Origin of the sequence: Streptomyces sp. NBC_00094 (assembly GCF_026343125.1) — a bacterium.
Classification (GTDB): domain Bacteria; phylum Actinomycetota; class Actinomycetes; order Streptomycetales; family Streptomycetaceae; genus Streptomyces.
Map to the genome: position 1 here is coordinate 5697912 of NZ_JAPEMB010000001.1, position 18299 is coordinate 5716210.

Consider the following 18299-nt stretch of genomic DNA (forward strand, 5'->3'; position numbering starts at 1 on the left):
ACGCGGGGGGATTTCCCGAAGAATTCCGGAAGCCGCTGGTCAGCCCCTACGGTGGAGCGCATGAACATCTGCGTCTTCCTCTCCGCCGCCGACCTCGACGAGCGCTACACGGTCCCCGCCCGCGAATTCGCCACCCTCCTCGGCAAGTCCGGCCACACGCTCGTCTGGGGCGGCTCCGACACGGGCCTGATGAAGGTCGTCGCGGACGGCGTCCAGGAGACGGGCGGCCGGCTCGTCGGCGTCTCCGTCGACTTCCTCCAGTCCAAGGCCCGCCCGGCCACGGACGAGATGGTGGTCGCCCGGGACCTGGCCGAGCGCAAGGCGCTCCTCCTCGCCAAGTCCGACGCGATCGTCGTCATGGTCGGCGGCGTCGGCACCCTCGACGAGGCCACCGAGATCCTGGAGCTGAAGAAGCACGGCAAGCACACCAAGCCGGTGGTCCTGCTCAACACGGCGGGTTTCTACGACGGCCTGAAGGCCCAGCTCCACCGCATGGAGGACGAGGGCTTCCTGCCGCTCCCGCTCACCGACCTCGTCTTCTTCGCGGAGGACGGCCCGACGGCCCTCGCGTACCTGGAGGACGGCATCGGCTCCCGCTGATGCGAGCATGGTGCCCATGGCTACACATGTGATCACCGGAGCCGGTTCCGGCATCGGCGCGGCCGTCGCGCGCCGCCTCCACGCACGCGGAGACGAACTCGTGCTGCACGCGCGCGACGCGGGGCGGGCCAAGGAGCTCGCCGCGGAGTTCCCCGGGGCGCGGACCCTCGTGGGGGACCTGGCCGACCCGGACCGGCTGTCCTGGGCCTTCTCGCACCAGACCATGCCCGAGCGGGTGGACAGCCTGCTGCACATCGCGGGCGTCGTCGACCTCGGGCCGATCGGGGACCTCACCCCGAAGACCTGGCACCACCAGCTCAACGTCAACCTGATCGCCCCGGCCGAGCTGACCCGGCACCTCCTGCCCCAGCTGCGGGTCTCCCAGGGGCACGTCGTCTTCGTGAACTCGGGCGCCGGGCTCCACGCGCACGCCGAGTGGGGCGCGTACGCCGCCTCCAAGCACGGCCTCAAGGCCCTCGCGGACTCCCTGCGCCACGAGGAGCACGCCAACGGCGTGCGGGTCACCTCGGTCTACCCGGGCCGCACCGCGAGCCCCATGCAGGCGAAGGTGCACCAGCAGGAGGGCAAGGAGTACGACCCGTCGAAGTGGATCGACCCGGAGTCGGTCGCGACGGCGATCCTGACGGCGATCGACCTGCCGCGCGACGCCGAGATCAACGACCTGACCGTCCGTCCGGGGCGATAGGCGTGAGCGACGCAGACATGGGCGACACGAGCTTCTGGGGCCCCGCCACCGGCGTCGGGTCCCTGCCCGGCGGCGACGCCCGCGAGGCCGCCAAGACGGTCACCGGATCCTTCGAGGACTTCCCGTTCCTGGCGGAACTTCCCGCGCGCGGCCCGGGCGCCGACATGATCGGCCGGACCATCGGGCTGCTCGTCGACCTGTACGCGCACGTCGAGCCGAGCGGCTGGCGGATCAGCGACCGCCCCGGCCGGGACACCAAGCGGGCCCGCTCCTGGCTCGGCGAGGACCTGGACGCGCTGGAGGAGTTCACCCAGGGGTACGAGGGCCCGCTCAAGGTCCAGGCCGTGGGCCCCTGGACGCTCGCCGCGGCCCTGGAACTGCGCGGCGGCGAGGCGGCCCTCGGCGACCCGGGCGCCTGCCGCGACCTGGCCGGCTCCCTCGCGGAGGGGCTCCGCACCCATCTCGCGGACCTGGCCAGGCGGATCCCCGGGGCCCGGATCGTCCTCCAGCTCGACGAGCCCTCGCTCACCGCGGTGCTGCGCGGGCAGATCCGTACCGCCAGCGGCTACCGCACCTACCGGGCCGTCGACCGGCAGGTCGCGGAGAGCGCCCTGCGGGACGTGATCGCGGTCCACGACGGGCCGGTGGTCATCCACTCCTGCGCCCCCGACGTCCCGTTCGCGCTGCTGCGCAGGGCCGGCGTCGCCGGAGTCTCGTTCGACTTCGGGCTCCTCACCGAACGTGACGAGGAGCCGATCGGCGAGGCCGTGGAGGCCGGCACGAAGCTCTTCGCCGGTGTGGTGCCGTCCACCGACGGCCCGTTGTCGGACCCGGGCGGTAGCGTCATGGGTGTCAGGACGCTGTGGCGCAGGCTGGGGCTGAATCCGGGGACTCTCGCGGAGTCCGTGGTCGTCACCCCCACGTGCGGGCTCGCGGGCGCTTCGCCCGCCTATGCCCGTGCGGCGCTCGCCCACTGCGCGAGGGCGGCGAGATCGCTCGCGGACAACCCAGAGTGACCGGGTTTCGAGGCACGGGAGGACGGACGAAGGTGGCAGTCGAACAGGGGGCCCTGCCCGCCGAGGCACGGGAGAAGCACGCCGACCTGGCGGAGCGGATCGAGGAGCACCGCTTCCGGTACTACGTGAAGGACCAGCCGGTCATCAGCGACGGCGAGTTCGACACGCTCCTGCGCGCGCTCGAAGCGCTGGAGGAGGAGTACCCGGAGCTGCGGACGCCGGACTCGCCGACGCAGAAGGTCGCCGGGCAGTACGAGACCGACTTCACCTCCGTCGAGCACAGGGAGCGCATGCTCTCCCTGGACAACGCCTTCGACGACGAGGAACTGGCCGCCTGGGCCGAGCGGATCGCGCGGGACGTCGGCACCCCCGACTACCACTACCTGTGCGAGCTCAAGGTCGACGGCCTGGCCGTGAACCTCACGTACGAGCACGGCCGGCTGACCCGGGCCGCGACCCGCGGCGACGGCCGCACCGGCGAGGACATCACGCCCAACGTGCGGACGATCGCCGACATCCCGGACCGGCTGCACGGCGACCGCGTCCCGGACCTCGTGGAGATCCGCGGCGAGGTCTACTTCCCGATGGAGGCCTTCGAGGGGCTCAACGCCCGGCTGGTCGAGGCGGGGGACAAGCCCTTCGCCAACCCGCGCAACGCGGCCGCCGGTTCGCTCCGCCAGAAGGACCCCAAGGTCACCGCCTCCCGGCCGCTCCACATGGTCGTCCACGGCATCGGCGCCCGCGAGGGCTTCGACATCGACTGCCTCTCCCACGCCTACGAGCTGCTGCGCGAGTGGGGCCTGCCGACCGCCCGGCACAACAGGGTGGTCGACTCGCTCGACGGCGTGAGGGAGTTCATCGCGTACTTCGGCGAGAACCGCCACTCCGTCGAGCACGAGATCGACGGGGTCGTCGTCAAGCTCGACGAGATCCCGCTCCAGGGCCGGCTCGGCTCCACGGCGCGCGCGCCCCGCTGGGCCATCGCCTGGAAGTACGCGCCGGAGGAGGTCAACACCAAGCTGGTCGACATCAAGGTCGGCGTCGGCCGCACCGGGCGCGTCACGCCGTACGCGCAGGTGGAGCCGGTGACCGTGGCCGGTTCCGAGGTCGAGTTCGCCACCCTCCACAACCAGGAGGTGGTGAAGGCCAAGGGCGTGCTGATCGGCGACACGGTCGTGCTGCGCAAGGCCGGTGACGTGATCCCCGAGATCCTCGGTCCCGTCGCCGACCTGCGGGACGGCAGCGAGCGGGAGTTCGTGATGCCCGCCGAGTGCCCCGAGTGCGGGACGCCGCTGAAGGCGATGAAGGAGGGCGACATCGACCTCCGCTGCCCGAACGCACAGACGTGCCCGGCCCAGCTGCGCGAGCGGCTCTTCTTCCTCGCCGGGCGCCAGTGCCTGGACATCGAGAACTTCGGCTCGGTCGCCGCGGCGGCGCTGACCCGCCCGCTGGAGCCGGCCGAGCCGCCGCTCGTGGACGAGGGCGACCTCTTCGACCTCACGATCGAGCAGCTGCTGCCGATCAAGGCGTACGTCCTCGACCCGGACAGCGGGCTGCCCAGGCGGGACCCGAAGACCGGCGAGGAGAAGATCGTCACGGTCTTCGCCAACCAGAAGGGCGAGCCGAAGAAGAACGCCCTGGCGATGCTGGAGAACATCGCGGCGGCCAGGACGCGGCCGCTGGCCCGCTTCATCAACGGGCTCTCGATCCGGCACGTGGGGCCGGTCGCGGCCGAGGCGCTGGCCCGCGAGTTCCGCTCCCTGGAGCGGATCGAGCAGGCGAGCGAGGAGGAGCTCGCGGCCGTCGACGGCGTAGGCGGGATCATCGCGGCCGCGGTGAAGCAGTGGTTCTCCGAGGAGTGGCACCGCGAGATCGTGCGCAAGTGGCGTGCGGCCGGGGTCGCTCTGGAGGACGAGGGCGCCGGGGAGGACGTGGGACCGCGTCCGCTGGAAGGTCTCACGGTCGTCGTGACCGGCACCCTGGAGAAGTTCACCAGGGATGGCGCAAAAGAGTCGCTCCAGGCGCTCGGAGCGAAGGTGACCGGTTCCGTTTCGAAGAAGACCGCCTTTGTGGTGGTCGGTGAAAACCCTGGTTCGAAGTACGACAAGGCGATGCAGCTGAAGGTTCCGGTTCTGGACGAGGAAGGCTTCTCGGTCCTGCTCGAACAGGGGCCCGAAGCCGCCCGGGAGGCCGCGGTCCCGGTCACGGAGTAGCCGGCTCCGGCCCCCGGGGAGGCCACCCGTTCGGCGCATACCAGATCGTTACGGGTGGCCGGGTCGCATTCGGGCAAGAGAGGAAGAGCGCTGCCCGTCGGAGCCCTCGGCGGCCTACTGTGGTGACCGTGCGCCTGTCCCGCACGGCCGCGCGAGGGCTCCGACGGTCGAGCGCGCCAGGAAGAACGGCCCCGTGACATGAGGAACAGCCGCTCCGCGGCGGCCGCATGACGGACGGCCGGACGACGGACGGCCGCGTGACCGCGGCCCATCGCACACCGACGGCACCGCCGCCTGTGAGAGGGACGGGAATGGAACCGACCGAGAGCGCAGCCCCGGCCCCACGGCCGTACGGCCGTGTGGTCCCCACGGGCCTCACCTCCCGGCTGCCCGCAGCCGTGGTGGGCCTCGCCGCCGTCGTGCTCGTCGCCGGCCTCCAGCAGGCCCTGCGCACCGGACACGGACTCTTCCCCGGCGGGGCCGCCGGCTGGTCCCTCGCCGTCCTCACCGGCCTCATCGTCGGCCACCTGGTCGCGCTCGGCCGCGACCGCTGGTGGGGCGGCACCGGCTCCGCCGCCGCCCTCACCCTCGCCGTCCTCCTGCTGTACGGCTGGATGCCCGCCGGACTCGTCTCGCTGACCGTCGTCGCCCTCGTCGGCGCCGCCCGCCGGCACCGCTGGCGCCAGGGCCTCCTGCACGGCGCCGCCGACGTCCTCGGAGTCGCCGCCGCCGCCCTCGTCCTCGCGCTGTTCGGAGACGTACCGACCGTCGAGGAGTCCTGGCAGCCCCTCGACTGGACGATCGGGGACATCCCGGAAGTCGTCCTCGCCGCGAGCGCCTATCTCGTGGTGACCCGCATCCTCCTGTGGTACACGCTCGCACCCCTGGGCCGCGGACTGCCCACCATCGCCCGCACCGCCCTCCTCCGACAGGGGCTCGTCGCCGTCGCGCTGCTCGGCATCGCCCCCCTCATCTGCGTCGTCGCGGCCACCCGGCCCGTCCTCCTGCCGCTCTTCGCCGTCCCCCTCATCGCCCTCGACTCCACGCTGTGGATCGCCCGCGCCCGCGCCGAGGAACAGCTGCGCGACCCCCTGACCGGACTCCCCAACCGCCAGTGGCTCCTGGAGAGGGCCTGGACGGCCCTGGAGGAGGCCGAGAGCGAAGGCGCCCGCGCCGCCCTCGTCCTGATCGACCTCGACCGGTTCAGATCGGTCAACGACACCCTCGGGCACCTCGCGGGCGACCGGCTCCTCCTGCAGATCGCCGACCGGCTCCGCCTCGCCCTGCCCCGCGGCGCCGAGGCCGCCCGCCTCGGCGGCGACGAGTTCGCCGTCCTGCTGCCCTCCGCCGACTCCACCACCAGCGCCCAGCGCGTCGCCCGCCACCTCGTCGCGGAACTCTCCTCCCCGCTCGACCTCGACGGACTCACCCTCGTCCTGGAGGCCAGCGCGGGCGTCGCCGTCTTCCCCGACCACGCCCTCGACGCCGAGGGCCTGCTGCGCCGCGCCGACGTCGCCATGTACCAGGCCAAGCGGGACCGCACCGGCGTCGAGGTCTACGAGTCCAAGCGCGACTCCAACACCCCCGACCGGCTCGGCCTCCTCGGCGATCTGCGCCGTGCCCTCGACGCCGGCGAGGTCGAACTCCACTACCAGCCCAAGGTCCGCTTCGACGGCCAGGTCGCGGGTCTGGAGGCGCTCGTCCGCTGGGTCCACCCGGAGCGCGGAAAGGTCCCGCCGGACGAGTTCATCGCCATCGCCGAGTCCTCCGGCCTGATGCCCCACCTCACCGAGTACGTCCTGGAGACCGCCCTCGCCCAGGTCGCCCGCTGGCGCGCCCAGGGCCTCAACGTCCCGGTCGCGGTCAACGTCTCACCGCGTGACGTCCACACCCCCGGCTTCGCGGGCGCCGTCGCCGCCCGCCTCGCCCGCCACGGGGTCCCGGCCGGCGCCCTCCAGCTGGAGATAACGGAGCACGTGCTCCTGGAGGACCCCCAGCGGGCCGCCGACACGCTCAACGGGCTCACCGGCCACGGCGTCAAGATGTCCCTCGACGACTTCGGCACCGGCTACTCCTCCCTCGTACATCTGCGCAGGCTGCCCGTCAGCGAACTGAAGATCGACCGCTCCTTCGTCGCCCGGCTCGCCGTCGACACCGAGGACGCCGAGATCGTCCGCTGCACCCTCGACCTCGCCCACTCGCTCGGCCTCCTCGTCGTCGCCGAGGGAGTGGAGGACGACGAGACCTGGGAGCGCCTGCGTGACCTGGGCTGCGACGCGGTCCAGGGCTGGCTCGTCGCCGCCGCGATGCCGCCCGCCGAGGCGACGGCCTGGCTCCTGGCCCGCAGCGAGCACGGCTGGCGTCGACCCGCCGACATCGCCGCCGAACTCGCCGCCGACGTCGTCGTCGAGGTCGACCTCGACCACCCCTCCGGTCAGGTCGTCCCGTAGGGGCCGCCTCAAGGGCGTCCCGCCCGGGCCGACCGTTTCACGGGGAGCGGCACCGGCCCCATAGGATGGGTCAACACCATCAAGCTCACCCCGTGAGGATCCGCATGCCTGGCATCACGCGCGAGGAGGTCGCCCACCTCGCACGGCTGGCGCGTCTGGAGCTGAAGGGCGAAGAACTCGATCACTTCGCCGGCCAGCTCGACGACATCATCGGCGCGGTCGCCCGCGTCTCCGAGGTCGCCGACCAAGACGTACCGCCGACCTCCCACCCGCTGCCGCTGACCAATGTCATGCGCGCGGACGAGGTCCGTCCGTCGCTCACCCCCGAGCAGGCGCTCTCCGGCGCCCCGGCCCAGGAGCAGCAGCGTTTCAAGGTGCCGCAGATCCTGGGGGAGGACTAACACGTCATGACGGACAACACCATCATCATCAAGCTCACGGCCGCCGAGATCGCCGGGAAGATCGCCGCAGGCGAGCTCACCGCGGTCCAGGTCACCGAGGCCCACCTCGCCCGTATCGAGGCCGTCGACGAGAAGGTCCACGCCTTCCTGCACGTCGACCGCGAGGGCGCCCTCGCGCAGGCGCGCGCCGTCGACGAGAAGCGTGCCCGGGGCGAGAAGCTCGGCCCGCTCGCCGGCGTCCCGCTCGCGCTCAAGGACATCTTCACCACGGTCGGCATTCCGACGACCGTCGGTTCGAAGATGCTGGAGGGCTGGATCCCGCCGTACGACGCGACCCTGGTCAAGAACCTCAAGGCCGCCGACGTCGTCATCCTCGGCAAGACCAACATGGACGAGTTCGCGATGGGCTCCTCCACGGAGAACAGCGCGTACGGCCCGACCGGCAACCCCTGGGACCTGACCCGGATCCCCGGCGGCTCCGGCGGTGGCTCCTCGGCCGCCCTCGCCGCGTACGAGGCCCCGCTCGCCATCGGCACGGACACCGGCGGCTCCATCCGCCAGCCCGCCGCCGTCACCGGCACGGTCGGCGTCAAGCCGACCTACGGCGCGGTCTCCCGCTACGGCATGGTGGCCTTCTCCTCCTCCCTCGACCAGGGCGGCCCCTGCGCCCGTACGGTCCTGGACGCGGCCCTCCTGCACGAGGCGATCGCCGGGCACGACCCGCTCGACTCGACCTCCATCGACGCCCCGGTCCCGCCGGTCGTCGAGGCCGCCCGCAACGGCTCGGTCGCCGGCATGCGCGTCGGTGTCGTCAAGCAGTTCCGCGGCGAGGGCTACCAGGCCGGTGTCGTGCAGCGCTTCGACGAGTCGGTCGAGCTGCTCAAGTCGCTGGGCGCCGAGATCGTCGAGCTGGACTGCCCGACCTTCGACCTCGCCCTGTCGGCGTACTACCTGATCGCGCCGTCCGAGTGCTCCTCGAACCTGGCCCGCTTCGACGCCATGCGCTACGGCCTGCGGGTCGGCGACGACGGCACGCGGTCCGCCGAGGACGTCACCGCCCTCACCCGTGAGGCCGGCTTCGGCGACGAGGTCAAGCGCCGCATCATCCTCGGTACGTACGCGCTGAGCTCCGGCTACTACGACGCGTACTACGGCTCGGCCCAGAAGGTCCGTACGCTCATCACCCGTGAGTTCGAGAAGGCCTTCGAGGAGGTGGACGTGATCGTCTCCCCGACGACCCCCACCACCGCCTTCCCGATCGGCGAGCGCGCCGACGACCCGATGGCGATGTACCTCGCGGACCTGTGCACCATCCCGACCAACCTGGCCGGCAACGCCGCGATGTCGCTGCCCTGCGGCCTCGCGCCCGAGGACGGGCTGCCGGTCGGTCTGCAGATCATCGCTCCCGCCCTGAAGGACGACCGGCTGTACAAGGTCGGCGCCGCCGTCGAGGCCGCGTTCGTGGAAAAGTGGGGGCATCCGCTGCTTGAGGAGGCTCCGTCGCTGTGAGTACCAGTGCACTGCAGAAGGCCAAGGGCTTCAAGAAGTCCAAGACCGGCACGTACCTGTCCATCGGCACCACCGCGTTCGGCCTGCTGGGCGTGGTCAAGCGGGGCCGTGCGGCCCGTAGCGAGCACGACACGCTCAAGCTGCTCGACGCCGTCGTGTCCGCCGCCGCCATCGCCACCGGCGTCGCTCTCCTCGTGCGCGAGCTCAAGCGCATCGGTGACGACGACGTCCTGTTCGGCTGAGGCCGAAGGCATCAGAGGGAATTCTCACCGTGACTGTCACTGAACTGCTGTCGTACGACGCGGCCCTCGCGGCGTTCGACCCCGTCATGGGCCTTGAGGTCCATGTCGAGCTCGGCACCAAGACGAAGATGTTCTGCGGCTGCTCGACCGAGCTGGGCGCGGAGCCGAACTCGCAGACCTGTCCGACCTGCCTCGGCCTGCCCGGCTCGCTGCCGGTGGTCAACGCGATCGGCGTCGAGTCCGCCATCAAGATCGGTCTCGCGCTGAACTGCGAGATCGCCGAGTGGTGCCGCTTCGCCCGGAAGAACTACTTCTATCCGGACATGCCGAAGAACTTCCAGACCTCCCAGTACGACGAGCCGATCGCCTTCAACGGCTACCTGGACGTCCAGCTGGAGGACGGCGAGATCTTCCGCGTGGAGATCGAGCGCGCCCACATGGAGGAGGACACCGGAAAGTCGCTGCACGTCGGCGGCGCCACCGGCCGTATCCACGGCGCGTCCCACTCCCTGCTCGACTACAACCGGGCCGGCATCCCGCTCATCGAGATCGTCACCAAGCCGATCGAGGGCGCGGGCGAGCGGGCCCCCGAGGTCGCCAAGGCGTACGTCGCCGAGCTGCGCGAGCTGATCCGCGCCCTCGGTGTCTCCGACGCGCGCATGGACAAGGGCCAGATGCGCTGCGACGTGAACCTGTCGCTGCGTCCGCACGGCGTCGAGAAGTTCGGCACCCGCTCGGAGACGAAGAACGTCAACTCGCTCCGCTCCGTGGAGCGTGCGGCGCGCTTCGAGATCCAGCGCCACGCGGCCGTGCTCACCTCCGGGGGCACGATCATCCAGGAGACCCGTCACTTCCACGAGGACGACGGCTCCACCACCTCCGGCCGCATCAAGGACAACGCCGAGGACTACCGGTACTTCCCGGAGCCCGACCTCGTCCCCGTGGCCCCGGCCCGCGCCTGGGTCGAGGAGCTGCGCGGCGGTCTGCCCGAGCTGCCGCGGGTGCGTCGCAACCGGCTCCGTGAGGAGTGGGGCGTGTCCGAGCTGGACATGCAGTCCATCCTCAACGCGGGCGCGGTCGACTCGATCGTCGCCACGATCGAGGCGGGCGCGGACGCGACCTCGGCCCGCAAGTGGTGGATGGGCGAGCTCGCCCGATCCTCCAACGAGCAGGGCGTCTCGCTCGAGGAGCTGGCGATCACCCCGTCGGACGTGGCCCGGGTCTCCGCCCTGGTCTCCGCCGGCGATCTGAACGACAAGCTGGCCCGTCAGGTCATCGAGGGCGTCCTCGCCGGCGAGGGCACCCCGGACGAGGTCGTCGAGAAGCGCGGTCTGAAGGTCGTCTCCGACGACGGCGCGCTCGGCACGGCGGTCGACGAGGCCATCGCGGGCAACGCGGCCATCGCGGACAAGATCCGCGGCGGCAAGGTCGCGGCGGTCGGCGCCCTCGTGGGCGCGGTCATGAAGGCGACCCGCGGCCAGGCGGACGCGGCGCGCGTGAAGGACCTGATCCTGGAGAAGCTGGGCGTCAGCGAGGGCTGAGCCTCTTCTCGTACGGACATGCGAGCGGCCCCGCACCGGAGTTCCGGTGCGGGGCCGCTCGTCGTCTCCCGTACGCGCTACCGCTTGAGCAGCGGGGCGGCGATGACCGCGTTGCCGGTGTCGTCGCAGGTCGACTCCACCTTGAGCCGGAGCCGCAGGGCCCCTTCGATGTTCAGGGACTTGACGATCGGCTTTCCGAGGTCCACGGTCTCGTTGAAGAGCGCGGGTTGGTCGTCCACGGAGATGACGACCCGCGCGGACTCGATCCTGGAGCCGTCGTCGATCCCCGCGGTGAACTCGAAGATCTTCCACTCGCGGTTGAGGTCGTACTCGACGTACGCGCCGTTGTAGCAGTCGCCGATGAGGGCGGCCCCGTACTCCTTGGTGTCGATCTTGGCGCTGCCGATGACGAAGTCGTCGGGATCGCTGACCGAGGCGAGGGCGGTCAGATCGGCGACGGGCAGGTCCCGCACCGAGCCGGGGTCGTCGGTCGGGCTCGCGGAACCCTCCGGGTCCGTGGTCGGCGTGTCCGTCGGTTCCTCGGAGGTCGGCTGCTCGGAGGTCGGTTCCTGGGTGGGCTCCTCCGTCGGGGCTTCCGTCGTGGGTTCCGTCGTGGCGGGCGCGGATGTGGTGGTCTCGGTGGACGCCCCGCCGCCGGCCTTGTTCTTGCCGTCCTCGCCCTCCTTGGCGCCGAGCAGCTGGACGCCGATCACCGCGAGGACGGCGATCAGGACGACCCCGGCCGCGGCGCCGATGAGCGGCCCCTTGCGACGGCGGCGCGGCGCGGGCGCGGAGGGAGCCGTCGACGCGGGCGCCGGCGCGGCGGGAGGCGTCGGGGGACCGAAGCCGGGCGTCGCGACGGTGGGCGGCTCGGCGGACGGCTCCGGTACGACGGGCTGCGGGGCCGCCGGAGGCTGCGGGCTCACCACGGGCTGGGAAACCACGACCGGCGGCGGGCCGACGGGCGGCTGGGCCACCGGTGCGGCCACCGGCGCGGGCGGCGGGGTCGCGGGCGGGGGCGGGGCCAGGAGAGGCGCAGCGGGCGGTACCGCGGGGGCCGCCACGGGCCGCGCGGTGGGGACCGGCGGGACCGCGTCCTCGACCGTCGCGGGGCGCGAGGTCGTCGTGGACACCATCCCGTGCCGGACGTCCTTGACCCAGGACGACAGGGACAGGGGGCGGTGGTCCGCGTCGGCGGCCGCGATGCTCAGCACCCGCTCGCGCTGCTCCGCCGGCAGCCCCGCGATCTGCGGGAGCGCGCCGAGCGCGGCGACCAGCTGCTCGGGCGCGGGAGGCGGGGACTCCCCGCTGAGCAGGAAGTACGCGATGGCGCCGAAGGCGTAGCGGTCGGTGCTCGGGGTGCGCTTGCCCGCGAAGATCTCGGGTGCCGCGTATCCGGGGGTGAACCACACCTCGGCGGTCTGGTGGTCGGCGGTCAGTTTGCTCAGACCGAAGTCGACCAGGGTGGCCTGGCCGTGCTCGTCGACCATGACGTTGCCCGGGGACAGGTCGCCGTGGACGACCGTCCGTCCCGAGGGCGTGGCCTTCCCGGAGTGCAGCCAGTCCAGGACGTCCGCGAGCTGCTCCAGGGTCCGCATCACCTCGCGCCGTTCGCCCGGCGTGGTGAGCGTGCGCTCGGCCCGCCAGTCGCGCAGGTCGAGGCCGTCGACGTGGTTCATGACGAGAACCAGGGCCCGGCCGGTGATGGTCCCGGACTCGCCGGGGCGGTGGATCGGCGGCCCCTGGAAGTGCTCCCGTACGCCGACCACGCCCGGGCGGTGGACGAAGCGGAGCAGCTCGGCCTGCTCGTTCCACTTCTGGCTGATCCGCTCGAAGACCTCCGGCGTGATCGTCGTCTTCGAGTCGAGGATCTTGACGACGACGGGCTCGGTGCCGCCGGCCAGCTGGATCTCCGCGAGATAGAGCACGGCCTCGCCGCCCCGCCCGATGGACCGGAGGAGCCGGTACCGGTCAGGAGTGGAGTCGGGCCCGATGTGGTGTGCCGTGTTGCTCAAGTTTCCCCCAAGGCACAGTGATTGACAGAGGGTCAGCTTGCCGTTTCGGTGTGGCGGAGGTCAACGCGGGAGTGGTCCCGCGCACCGATCCGGTATGCGAGGGGGGCCCCGGCGCGGGGCGAGGGCGGCCGGAAGTCGCCTGGATTCCCGTCACGGACACCGCGGTCGGGGTCGATGTCGGCCTGGACCACCTGCTGACGCTCTCCACGGGGGAGAAGATCGCCAACCCCCGGCATGGGCGCCGTGACCGTGTCGCTCTTGCCAGGGCCCAGCGGAGCCTTGCTCGCAAGGCTCCGGGCGATGGCGCCAACCGTCGAAAGGCCCGGCGGAAGGTCGCGAAGATCCACGCCCGGATCGCCGATCGGCGGCGTGATGGGCTGCACAAGCTGACGACTCGACTCGTGCGTGAGAACCAAACGCTCGTGATCGAGGACCTGAGTGTGCGGAACATGGTCAAGAACCGGAGCCTCGCCCATGCCATCAGTGATGCGGCCTGGTCGGAGTTTCGGAGCATGTTGGAGTACAAGGCTGCTTGGTACGGGCGGGAAGTGGTCGCGGTCGACCGCTTCTTCCCCTCCTCCAAGCTGTGCTCCCACTGCGGCCGGCTCGCGAAGAGCATGCCGCTGCACGTTCGCACCTGGACGTGCGAGGGCTGCGGCACGGTCCACGACCGGGACGTGAACGCGGCGAAGAACCTCAAGGCCGCCGGGCTGGCGGTGTCGGTCTGTGGAGCCGGTGTAAGACCTCAACGGAGAACTCCGGGCGGGCAGCCGACGACGAAGCAGAAAACCCCACGGCGCGAGCCGTAGGGACCCCCTTCATCAGGAGGGGAGGAAGCCAAGGAGTCCTTCTACGCCGGGCGCCGGGCGGGCGCCCGCCCCGGACGTCTGGCGCCGCACCAGCGGGGCCGCCGGCCGCCCGTCGAGCAGCCCGGCCCGATCCCGCCGTTCACCGGCCGCTGGCGGCCCCAGCCCCCGGCCGTCCAGCGGATGCCCGTCCAGGAGCCCGGCGTCCGCCCGGCCCGCCCCCTGCCGTACCAGCCGGACGCCTCCGCGACCGTCACGCCCGGGGCCGTGACCGTGGCCCTGCGCAACACCGGCCGAGCGAGCGCGCACTTCGCCCTCTACCCGTACGCGGGCGAGTTCTCCGTCCCGCAGCACCGGGACGTCAGGGGCACGGACGAGTGGACCGTCCCCGTCGCGGGTGATCATTACCGCTTCACGATCACCGGCCCGAACGGCTTCCGCCGCGAGTTCGAGGGCTCCGCGGCCGGCGGCGCGGAGCTCGCCACGCGGATCGACCACCACGACCGTGACCTGCACCTCACCGTACGGAACACCGGCCCGGCCCCGCTCGCCTTCACCGTCCGGCCCCTCGGGTACGTGGACGAGGACGACCTCGCCGACTGGACCCGCACGGTCACGGTGAAGCCCGGGAAGACCCGTACGGTCGTGCACTCGGCCGCCGACGCGCACGGCTGGTACGACGTCGAGGTCACCGCGCCCGACGGCTTCCGCCGCCGCCTCATGGGCCACATCGAGAACGGTCGCCCCAGCGTCTCCGGGTGACCCCACCGTCTCCGGGCGGCTCCACTCCGTGTGCGGAGGTCCGGGACCGAGGTCCCGAACCTCCGCACACGGCTGTGAGCATCGACACGAAAGGGGCAAACGATCATTTTTGGCTGCGACAGTAGGCGCAATTAGGTCATGCGTTCTTCTCGGGCTGTTCCCGTGCAAGATCCACGAACCATCCAGGGAGCACGTCCTTTGGCAGCCATCGCACGATGGTGCATCAGGCACCGTCTCGTCGTCGTTCTCCTCTGGCTCCTCGCCCTCGGCGGGGTCGGCACGGGGGCGGTCCTCGCGGGGAGCGCGTACTCCAACGACTACGAGGTCCCCGGCACCGAGTCGGGCCGGGCCACCGCCCTCCTCGACCGCGGGTTCCACGGTCTCGGCGGCGACAGCGACACCATCGTCTGGCACACCGAGCAGGGCAGCGTCCGCGCCGACGCCGTCGAGCAGCGGATGACCGCGATGCTCGACGAGGTCGCCGAGCTGCCCGGCATCGCCGCCGTGACCTCTCCTTACGGGGACACCGCGGACACCGCGGGGCGGATCAGCGAGGACGGGCGCACCGCCTACGCCACCGTCACCTTCGACGCGCAGGCCGATGACATCCCGCAGGCGCAGGCCGAGGCCCTCGTCGACACCGCCAAGGCGGCCGAGGCGAAGGGCGAAGGCCTTCAGGTCGAGCTGGGCGGCACGGCCGTCGCGCTCACCGAGGCCCCCGGCGGCCACATCGCCGAGGTCGTCGGCGTCGCCGTCGCGGCCGTCGTCCTCTTCCTCGCCTTCGGCTCGCTCGCCGCCTCCGTGCTCCCCATCGCGACCGCGCTGGTCAGCGTCGGCATCGCCTACTCCGGGATCGTGCTCCTCGGCCACCTGATGACGGTCGCCGACTTCGCGCCCATGCTGGGCATGCTCGTCGGCCTCGGCGTCGGCATCGACTACGCGCTCTTCATCGTCACCCGGCACCGCAGAGGCCTCAAACGCGGTCTCTCCGTCCCCGAGGCCGCCGAGACCGCCGTCGCCACCACCGGCCGAGCCGTCGTCTTCGCGGGGGCCACCGTCTGCATCGCCCTGCTCGGGATGCTGATCCTGCGCCTCAGCTTCCTCAACGGCGTCGCCATCGCCGCATCCCTCACCGTCGTCCTCACGGTCGCCGCCTCCATCACCCTGCTGCCGGCGCTGCTCTCGCTCATCGGGATGCGTGCCCTGTCCCGGCGGGAGCGGCGGGTCCTCGCCGAGCGCGGGCCGCAGCCCGAGCTCCCCACCGGCTTCGCCGCCCGCTGGTCCGCCTTCGTGGAGCGCCACCCGAAGCTCCTCGGGGCCGTCGCCGCGCTCGTCATGGCCGTCCTCGCGCTGCCCACGCTCTCGCTCCACCTCGGCACCTCCGACCAGGGCAACGGGCCGGCCTCCGCGACCACCCGACAGGCGTACGACCTGATCGCCGACGGCTTCGGGCCGGGCGTCAACGGGCCCCTGACCCTCGTCGCCGGGCTCGACGGCGCCGACGACCGGGTCGCCCTCGACCAGCTGCCGGCCGCGCTCTCCGCCACCCGCGGGGTCGCGTCCGTCTCCCCGGTCACGTACAACAGCTCCGGCGACACTGCCGTCATCACCGTCGTCCCCGACTCCTCGCCCCAGTCCAAGGCGACCAGCGAGCTCGTCGACCGGCTCCGCTCGGACGTCCTCCCGAAGGCCGAGGACGGCACCTCCCTGGAGGTGAACGTCGGCGGCGTCACCGCCTCCTACGACGACTTCGCCGAGATCATCATCGGCAAGCTGCCGCTCTTCGTCGGTGTCGTCATCGCGCTGGGCTGTCTGCTGCTCCTGCTCGCCTTCCGCTCGATCGGCATCCCGCTCAAGGCCGCCGCCATGAACGTGGCCGCCGTCGCCGCCGCCTTCGGCATCGTCGTGGCGATCTTCCAGTGGGGCTGGGGGAGCGAGCTCCTCGGCCTCGGCAGCGCCGGACCGATCGAGCCCTTCCTCCCCGTGATCATGGTCTCCGTCCTCTTCGGACTCTCCATGGACTACCAGGTCTTCCTGGTCAGCCGGATGTACGAGGAGTGGCTGGAGACCGGCGACAACCGGCGGGCGGTCCGGGTCGGCCTCGCCGAGACCAGCCGCGTGATCAACTCCGCCGCCGTCATCATGATCGCGGTCTTCCTCGCCTTCGTCCTCTCCGGCGACCGGGTCATCGCGATGTTCGGCATCGCGCTCGCCGCGGCCGTCGCCCTCGACGCCTTCGTGCTGCGCACCCTGCTCGTCCCCGCGCTCATGCACATGCTCGGCGGGGCGAACTGGTGGCTGCCGAAGAGCCTCGACCGGATCCTGCCGCGGATCAGCATCGAGCCGCCCGAGAGCCGCGCCGCGGCGGACGCCCGTGCGAAGATCCCGGGGCAACGTGTGACGGTTTCGACGGCCGAGGAGAACGACGATGTTCGCGATATCGCTGGGTGACGACGGTGCCGAGCTGCGGCCCCTGGAGCCCTGGCAGGCCGAGGAGTTCCTGGCCCACATGGACCGGGGCCGGGAGTTCGTCGGGGAGCACATCGCTCTTCCGGACTTCGTCGCGGACCTCGACTCCGCCCGTTCCTTCCTCCGTTCGTACGCGGAGAAGGCCGCGAACGACGCCGGACGCATCTACGGCATCTGGACCGACGGCACCCTCGTCGGCGGCGTCCTCTTCCGCACCATGGACGTGCAGTACGGCTCCGCGGAGGCGGGCTGCTGGCTGGAGCCCACGGCCGCAGGGAAGGGCCTGATCACCCGGGCCTGCCGGGTCATCATCGACTGGGCGATCGAGGAGCGCGGCATCCACCGCGTCGAATGGCACGCCTCCTCGAAGAACGAGCCGAGCATCGCCGTCGCCCGCCGCCTCGGGATGACCCGGGAGGGCGTGCTGCGCGAGAACTACCCGCACCGCGGCTTCCGCGCGGACACCGAGGTCTGGGCCGTCCTCGCGACCGAGTGGCGCGCCGCCAAGGCCGCGGCGAAGACCGAGGCCAGGACCGCGGCGTCTTAAGACCGTTCTCATGTGCGACACCTAGCGTGCGCCGCATGGACATCACGAAGACCGACGAGAAGACCGAAGAGACGGCGCCGGAGCCCGACGCCGTCCCTGAGGCCGAGGCGGCCCCGAAGACCGAGACGGCCCCGAAGGCCGACGCCGACGCCGAGCAGGACGACGAGCAGCAGGACCAGCTGGACGAGCTCGACGAGCTGGACGAGCTCGACGACGAGGCCGCCCCCGTCGGCACCGGTGTCGGCGCCGGCGGCGCGGCCGTGGTCTCCGCGGCCCTCGGCGCCGTCGCGCTCACCGGCACCTGGACCGGCAAGGTCGTCTCCGAGCGCGAGACGCTCATCGGGCAGATCAACACCTCCCAGGCCGGCACCCCGGCCCAGCAGATCTCCGAGATCTACGGCGACGCCTGGCACAGCACCGCGCTGGTCAACGGCGTCTTCGCGCTGCTCGCGCTGGTCACCGCCGTCCTCGTCCTGGTCCTCGCCCGCCCCGAGCGTCCCGTCTGGGTCCGCGCGGTCGCCCTCGCCGGCGCCGTCCTGGGCGGTCTCGGGCTGCTCCTGTCGGTCGGTACCTACTTCGACCTCTTCCTGAGCCTGCCCACCGCCGGGTCCTGAGGCGGTCCTGGCCGGGTCCTGAGGTGGTCATGGACGGTCCTGAGGTGGGGACCCGGACCGTCTAAGGCACCCCTAGGGCCCGCCTAAGGCCCACCGCCCCCCGAACATGCGGCACTCGCCCGATGTGGCCGCACCCCCTGGGAGCCGAGAGTAGAGGCATCGCAAGGAGCGATACCGAAACCCGGAGCAACCAGGGAGCACCCCATGTTCGAGTACGAACTCCACCGCATGGACCACGCCCGGCTCGTCCGCGAGGCCGCCGCCCAGCGCCTGTCCCACGAGGCCGCCGAGTCCACCGGCTCCGCCCGGGGCCTGCGCCGCTTCGGCCGACGCAGTGGGGGCGACGACACCGAGGGGCGGGTGAGCGACACCGAACGCGACCACTTCGTCCGGGCCGCGTGACCCCCG

General features: G+C 71.8%; 15 protein-coding genes and 1 pseudogene. 15 read left to right on the plus strand and 1 reads right to left on the minus strand.

Annotation, left to right across the window (positions count from 1 at the left end; genetic code table 11):
* Positions 1-60 precede the first annotated feature (60 nt).
* The 9 genes from OG580_RS25445 (at position 61) to gatB (ending at position 10678) form a co-directional block, all read left to right on the plus strand.
* Entirely contained in the window at positions 61-600 is a 540-nt protein-coding gene (locus tag OG580_RS25445; protein WP_267045985.1) for a TIGR00730 family Rossman fold protein, read from the plus strand.
* A 7-nt stretch (positions 601-607) separates the two neighbouring features.
* Complete coding sequence (locus OG580_RS25450; RefSeq protein WP_267045986.1) at positions 608-1306, plus strand: SDR family oxidoreductase; 699 nt, start codon at positions 608-610, stop codon at positions 1304-1306.
* A 17-nt stretch (positions 1307-1323) separates the two neighbouring features.
* Entirely contained in the window at positions 1324-2322 is a 999-nt protein-coding gene (locus OG580_RS25455) for a methionine synthase (protein WP_267048122.1), read from the plus strand.
* A 32-nt stretch (positions 2323-2354) separates the two neighbouring features.
* Positions 2355-4535, plus strand: coding sequence for an NAD-dependent DNA ligase LigA (gene ligA, locus OG580_RS25460; protein ID WP_267045987.1), 2181 nt, complete (start codon positions 2355-2357; stop codon positions 4533-4535).
* A 311-nt stretch (positions 4536-4846) separates the two neighbouring features.
* Positions 4847-6985, plus strand: a complete 2139-nt coding sequence (locus tag OG580_RS25465) for a bifunctional diguanylate cyclase/phosphodiesterase (protein ID WP_267045988.1) — start codon at positions 4847-4849, stop codon at positions 6983-6985.
* 104 nt (positions 6986-7089) lie between these two features.
* Positions 7090-7386, plus strand: coding sequence for an Asp-tRNA(Asn)/Glu-tRNA(Gln) amidotransferase subunit GatC (gatC, locus tag OG580_RS25470; protein ID WP_015036350.1), 297 nt, complete (start codon positions 7090-7092; stop codon positions 7384-7386).
* 6 nt (positions 7387-7392) lie between these two features.
* Positions 7393-8895: an Asp-tRNA(Asn)/Glu-tRNA(Gln) amidotransferase subunit GatA gene (gene gatA, locus OG580_RS25475; RefSeq protein WP_267045989.1), complete on the plus strand. Its 1503-nt coding sequence runs from the start codon at positions 7393-7395 to the stop codon at positions 8893-8895.
* Positions 8892-9137 (plus strand): hypothetical protein, encoded by a 246-nt coding sequence (locus OG580_RS25480; protein WP_267045990.1) that lies wholly within the window; start codon positions 8892-8894, stop codon positions 9135-9137. The genes gatA and OG580_RS25480 overlap by 4 nt, the downstream gene beginning before the upstream one ends.
* Positions 9138-9166: 29 nt before the next feature.
* A complete protein-coding gene (gatB, locus tag OG580_RS25485; RefSeq protein WP_267045991.1) occupies positions 9167-10678 on the plus strand; it encodes an Asp-tRNA(Asn)/Glu-tRNA(Gln) amidotransferase subunit GatB in 1512 nt (503 codons plus the stop codon).
* A gap of 77 nt (positions 10679-10755) precedes the next feature.
* Here gatB and OG580_RS25490 read toward each other — a convergent pair whose 3' ends face one another.
* Positions 10756-12693 carry a protein kinase gene (locus OG580_RS25490; protein WP_267045992.1) on the minus strand — a complete coding sequence of 646 codons (1938 nt, stop codon included), beginning with the start codon at positions 12691-12693 and terminating at the stop codon, positions 10756-10758.
* 71 nt (positions 12694-12764) lie between these two features.
* Between OG580_RS25490 and OG580_RS25495 the strand changes: the two genes are divergently transcribed.
* From OG580_RS25495 to OG580_RS25520, 6 genes and pseudogenes are all read left to right on the plus strand, one after another.
* Positions 12765-13502 (plus strand): RNA-guided endonuclease TnpB family protein, encoded by a 738-nt coding sequence (locus tag OG580_RS25495; protein WP_267048123.1) that lies wholly within the window; start codon positions 12765-12767, stop codon positions 13500-13502.
* A gap of 96 nt (positions 13503-13598) precedes the next feature.
* A pseudogene (locus OG580_RS25500) lies at positions 13599-14261 on the plus strand (phospholipase domain-containing protein); the annotation flags it as partial.
* Positions 14262-14459: 198 nt separating this feature from the next.
* Positions 14460-16712 (plus strand): MMPL family transporter, encoded by a 2253-nt coding sequence (locus tag OG580_RS25505; protein WP_267045993.1) that lies wholly within the window; start codon positions 14460-14462, stop codon positions 16710-16712.
* The gene (locus tag OG580_RS25510) at positions 16690-17277 is read left to right on the plus strand and encodes a GNAT family N-acetyltransferase (protein ID WP_267045994.1); all 588 of its coding nucleotides are present in this window, start codon (positions 16690-16692) and stop codon (positions 17275-17277) included. Before OG580_RS25505 ends, OG580_RS25510 begins: the two co-directional genes overlap by 23 nt.
* A gap of 35 nt (positions 17278-17312) precedes the next feature.
* A complete protein-coding gene (locus tag OG580_RS25515; RefSeq protein WP_267045995.1) occupies positions 17313-17891 on the plus strand; it encodes a hypothetical protein in 579 nt (192 codons plus the stop codon).
* Between the two features lie 204 nt (positions 17892-18095).
* Positions 18096-18293 carry a hypothetical protein gene (locus tag OG580_RS25520; RefSeq protein WP_267045996.1) on the plus strand — a complete coding sequence of 66 codons (198 nt, stop codon included), beginning with the start codon at positions 18096-18098 and terminating at the stop codon, positions 18291-18293.
* Positions 18294-18299: the final 6 nt, after the last annotated feature.

What these genes read in the sequence shown, in the direction of transcription:
- OG580_RS25445 (WP_267045985.1), top strand. Translation starts at nt 61, where the DNA reads ATGAACATCTGCGTCTTCCTCTCCGCCGCCGACCTCGACGAGCGCTAC.
- OG580_RS25450 (WP_267045986.1), top strand. Translation starts at nt 608, where the DNA reads ATGGTGCCCATGGCTACACATGTGATCACCGGAGCCGGTTCCGGCATC.
- OG580_RS25455 (WP_267048122.1), top strand. Translation starts at nt 1,324, where the DNA reads ATGGGCGACACGAGCTTCTGGGGCCCCGCCACCGGCGTCGGGTCCCTG.
- OG580_RS25465 (WP_267045988.1), top strand. Translation starts at nt 4,847, where the DNA reads ATGGAACCGACCGAGAGCGCAGCCCCGGCCCCACGGCCGTACGGCCGT.
- gatC (WP_015036350.1), top strand. Translation starts at nt 7,090, where the DNA reads ATGCCTGGCATCACGCGCGAGGAGGTCGCCCACCTCGCACGGCTGGCG.
- gatA (WP_267045989.1), top strand. Translation starts at nt 7,393, where the DNA reads ATGACGGACAACACCATCATCATCAAGCTCACGGCCGCCGAGATCGCC.
- OG580_RS25510 (WP_267045994.1), top strand. Translation starts at nt 16,690, where the DNA reads ATGTTCGCGATATCGCTGGGTGACGACGGTGCCGAGCTGCGGCCCCTG.
- OG580_RS25515 (WP_267045995.1), top strand. Translation starts at nt 17,313, where the DNA reads ATGGACATCACGAAGACCGACGAGAAGACCGAAGAGACGGCGCCGGAG.
- OG580_RS25520 (WP_267045996.1), top strand. Translation starts at nt 18,096, where the DNA reads ATGTTCGAGTACGAACTCCACCGCATGGACCACGCCCGGCTCGTCCGC.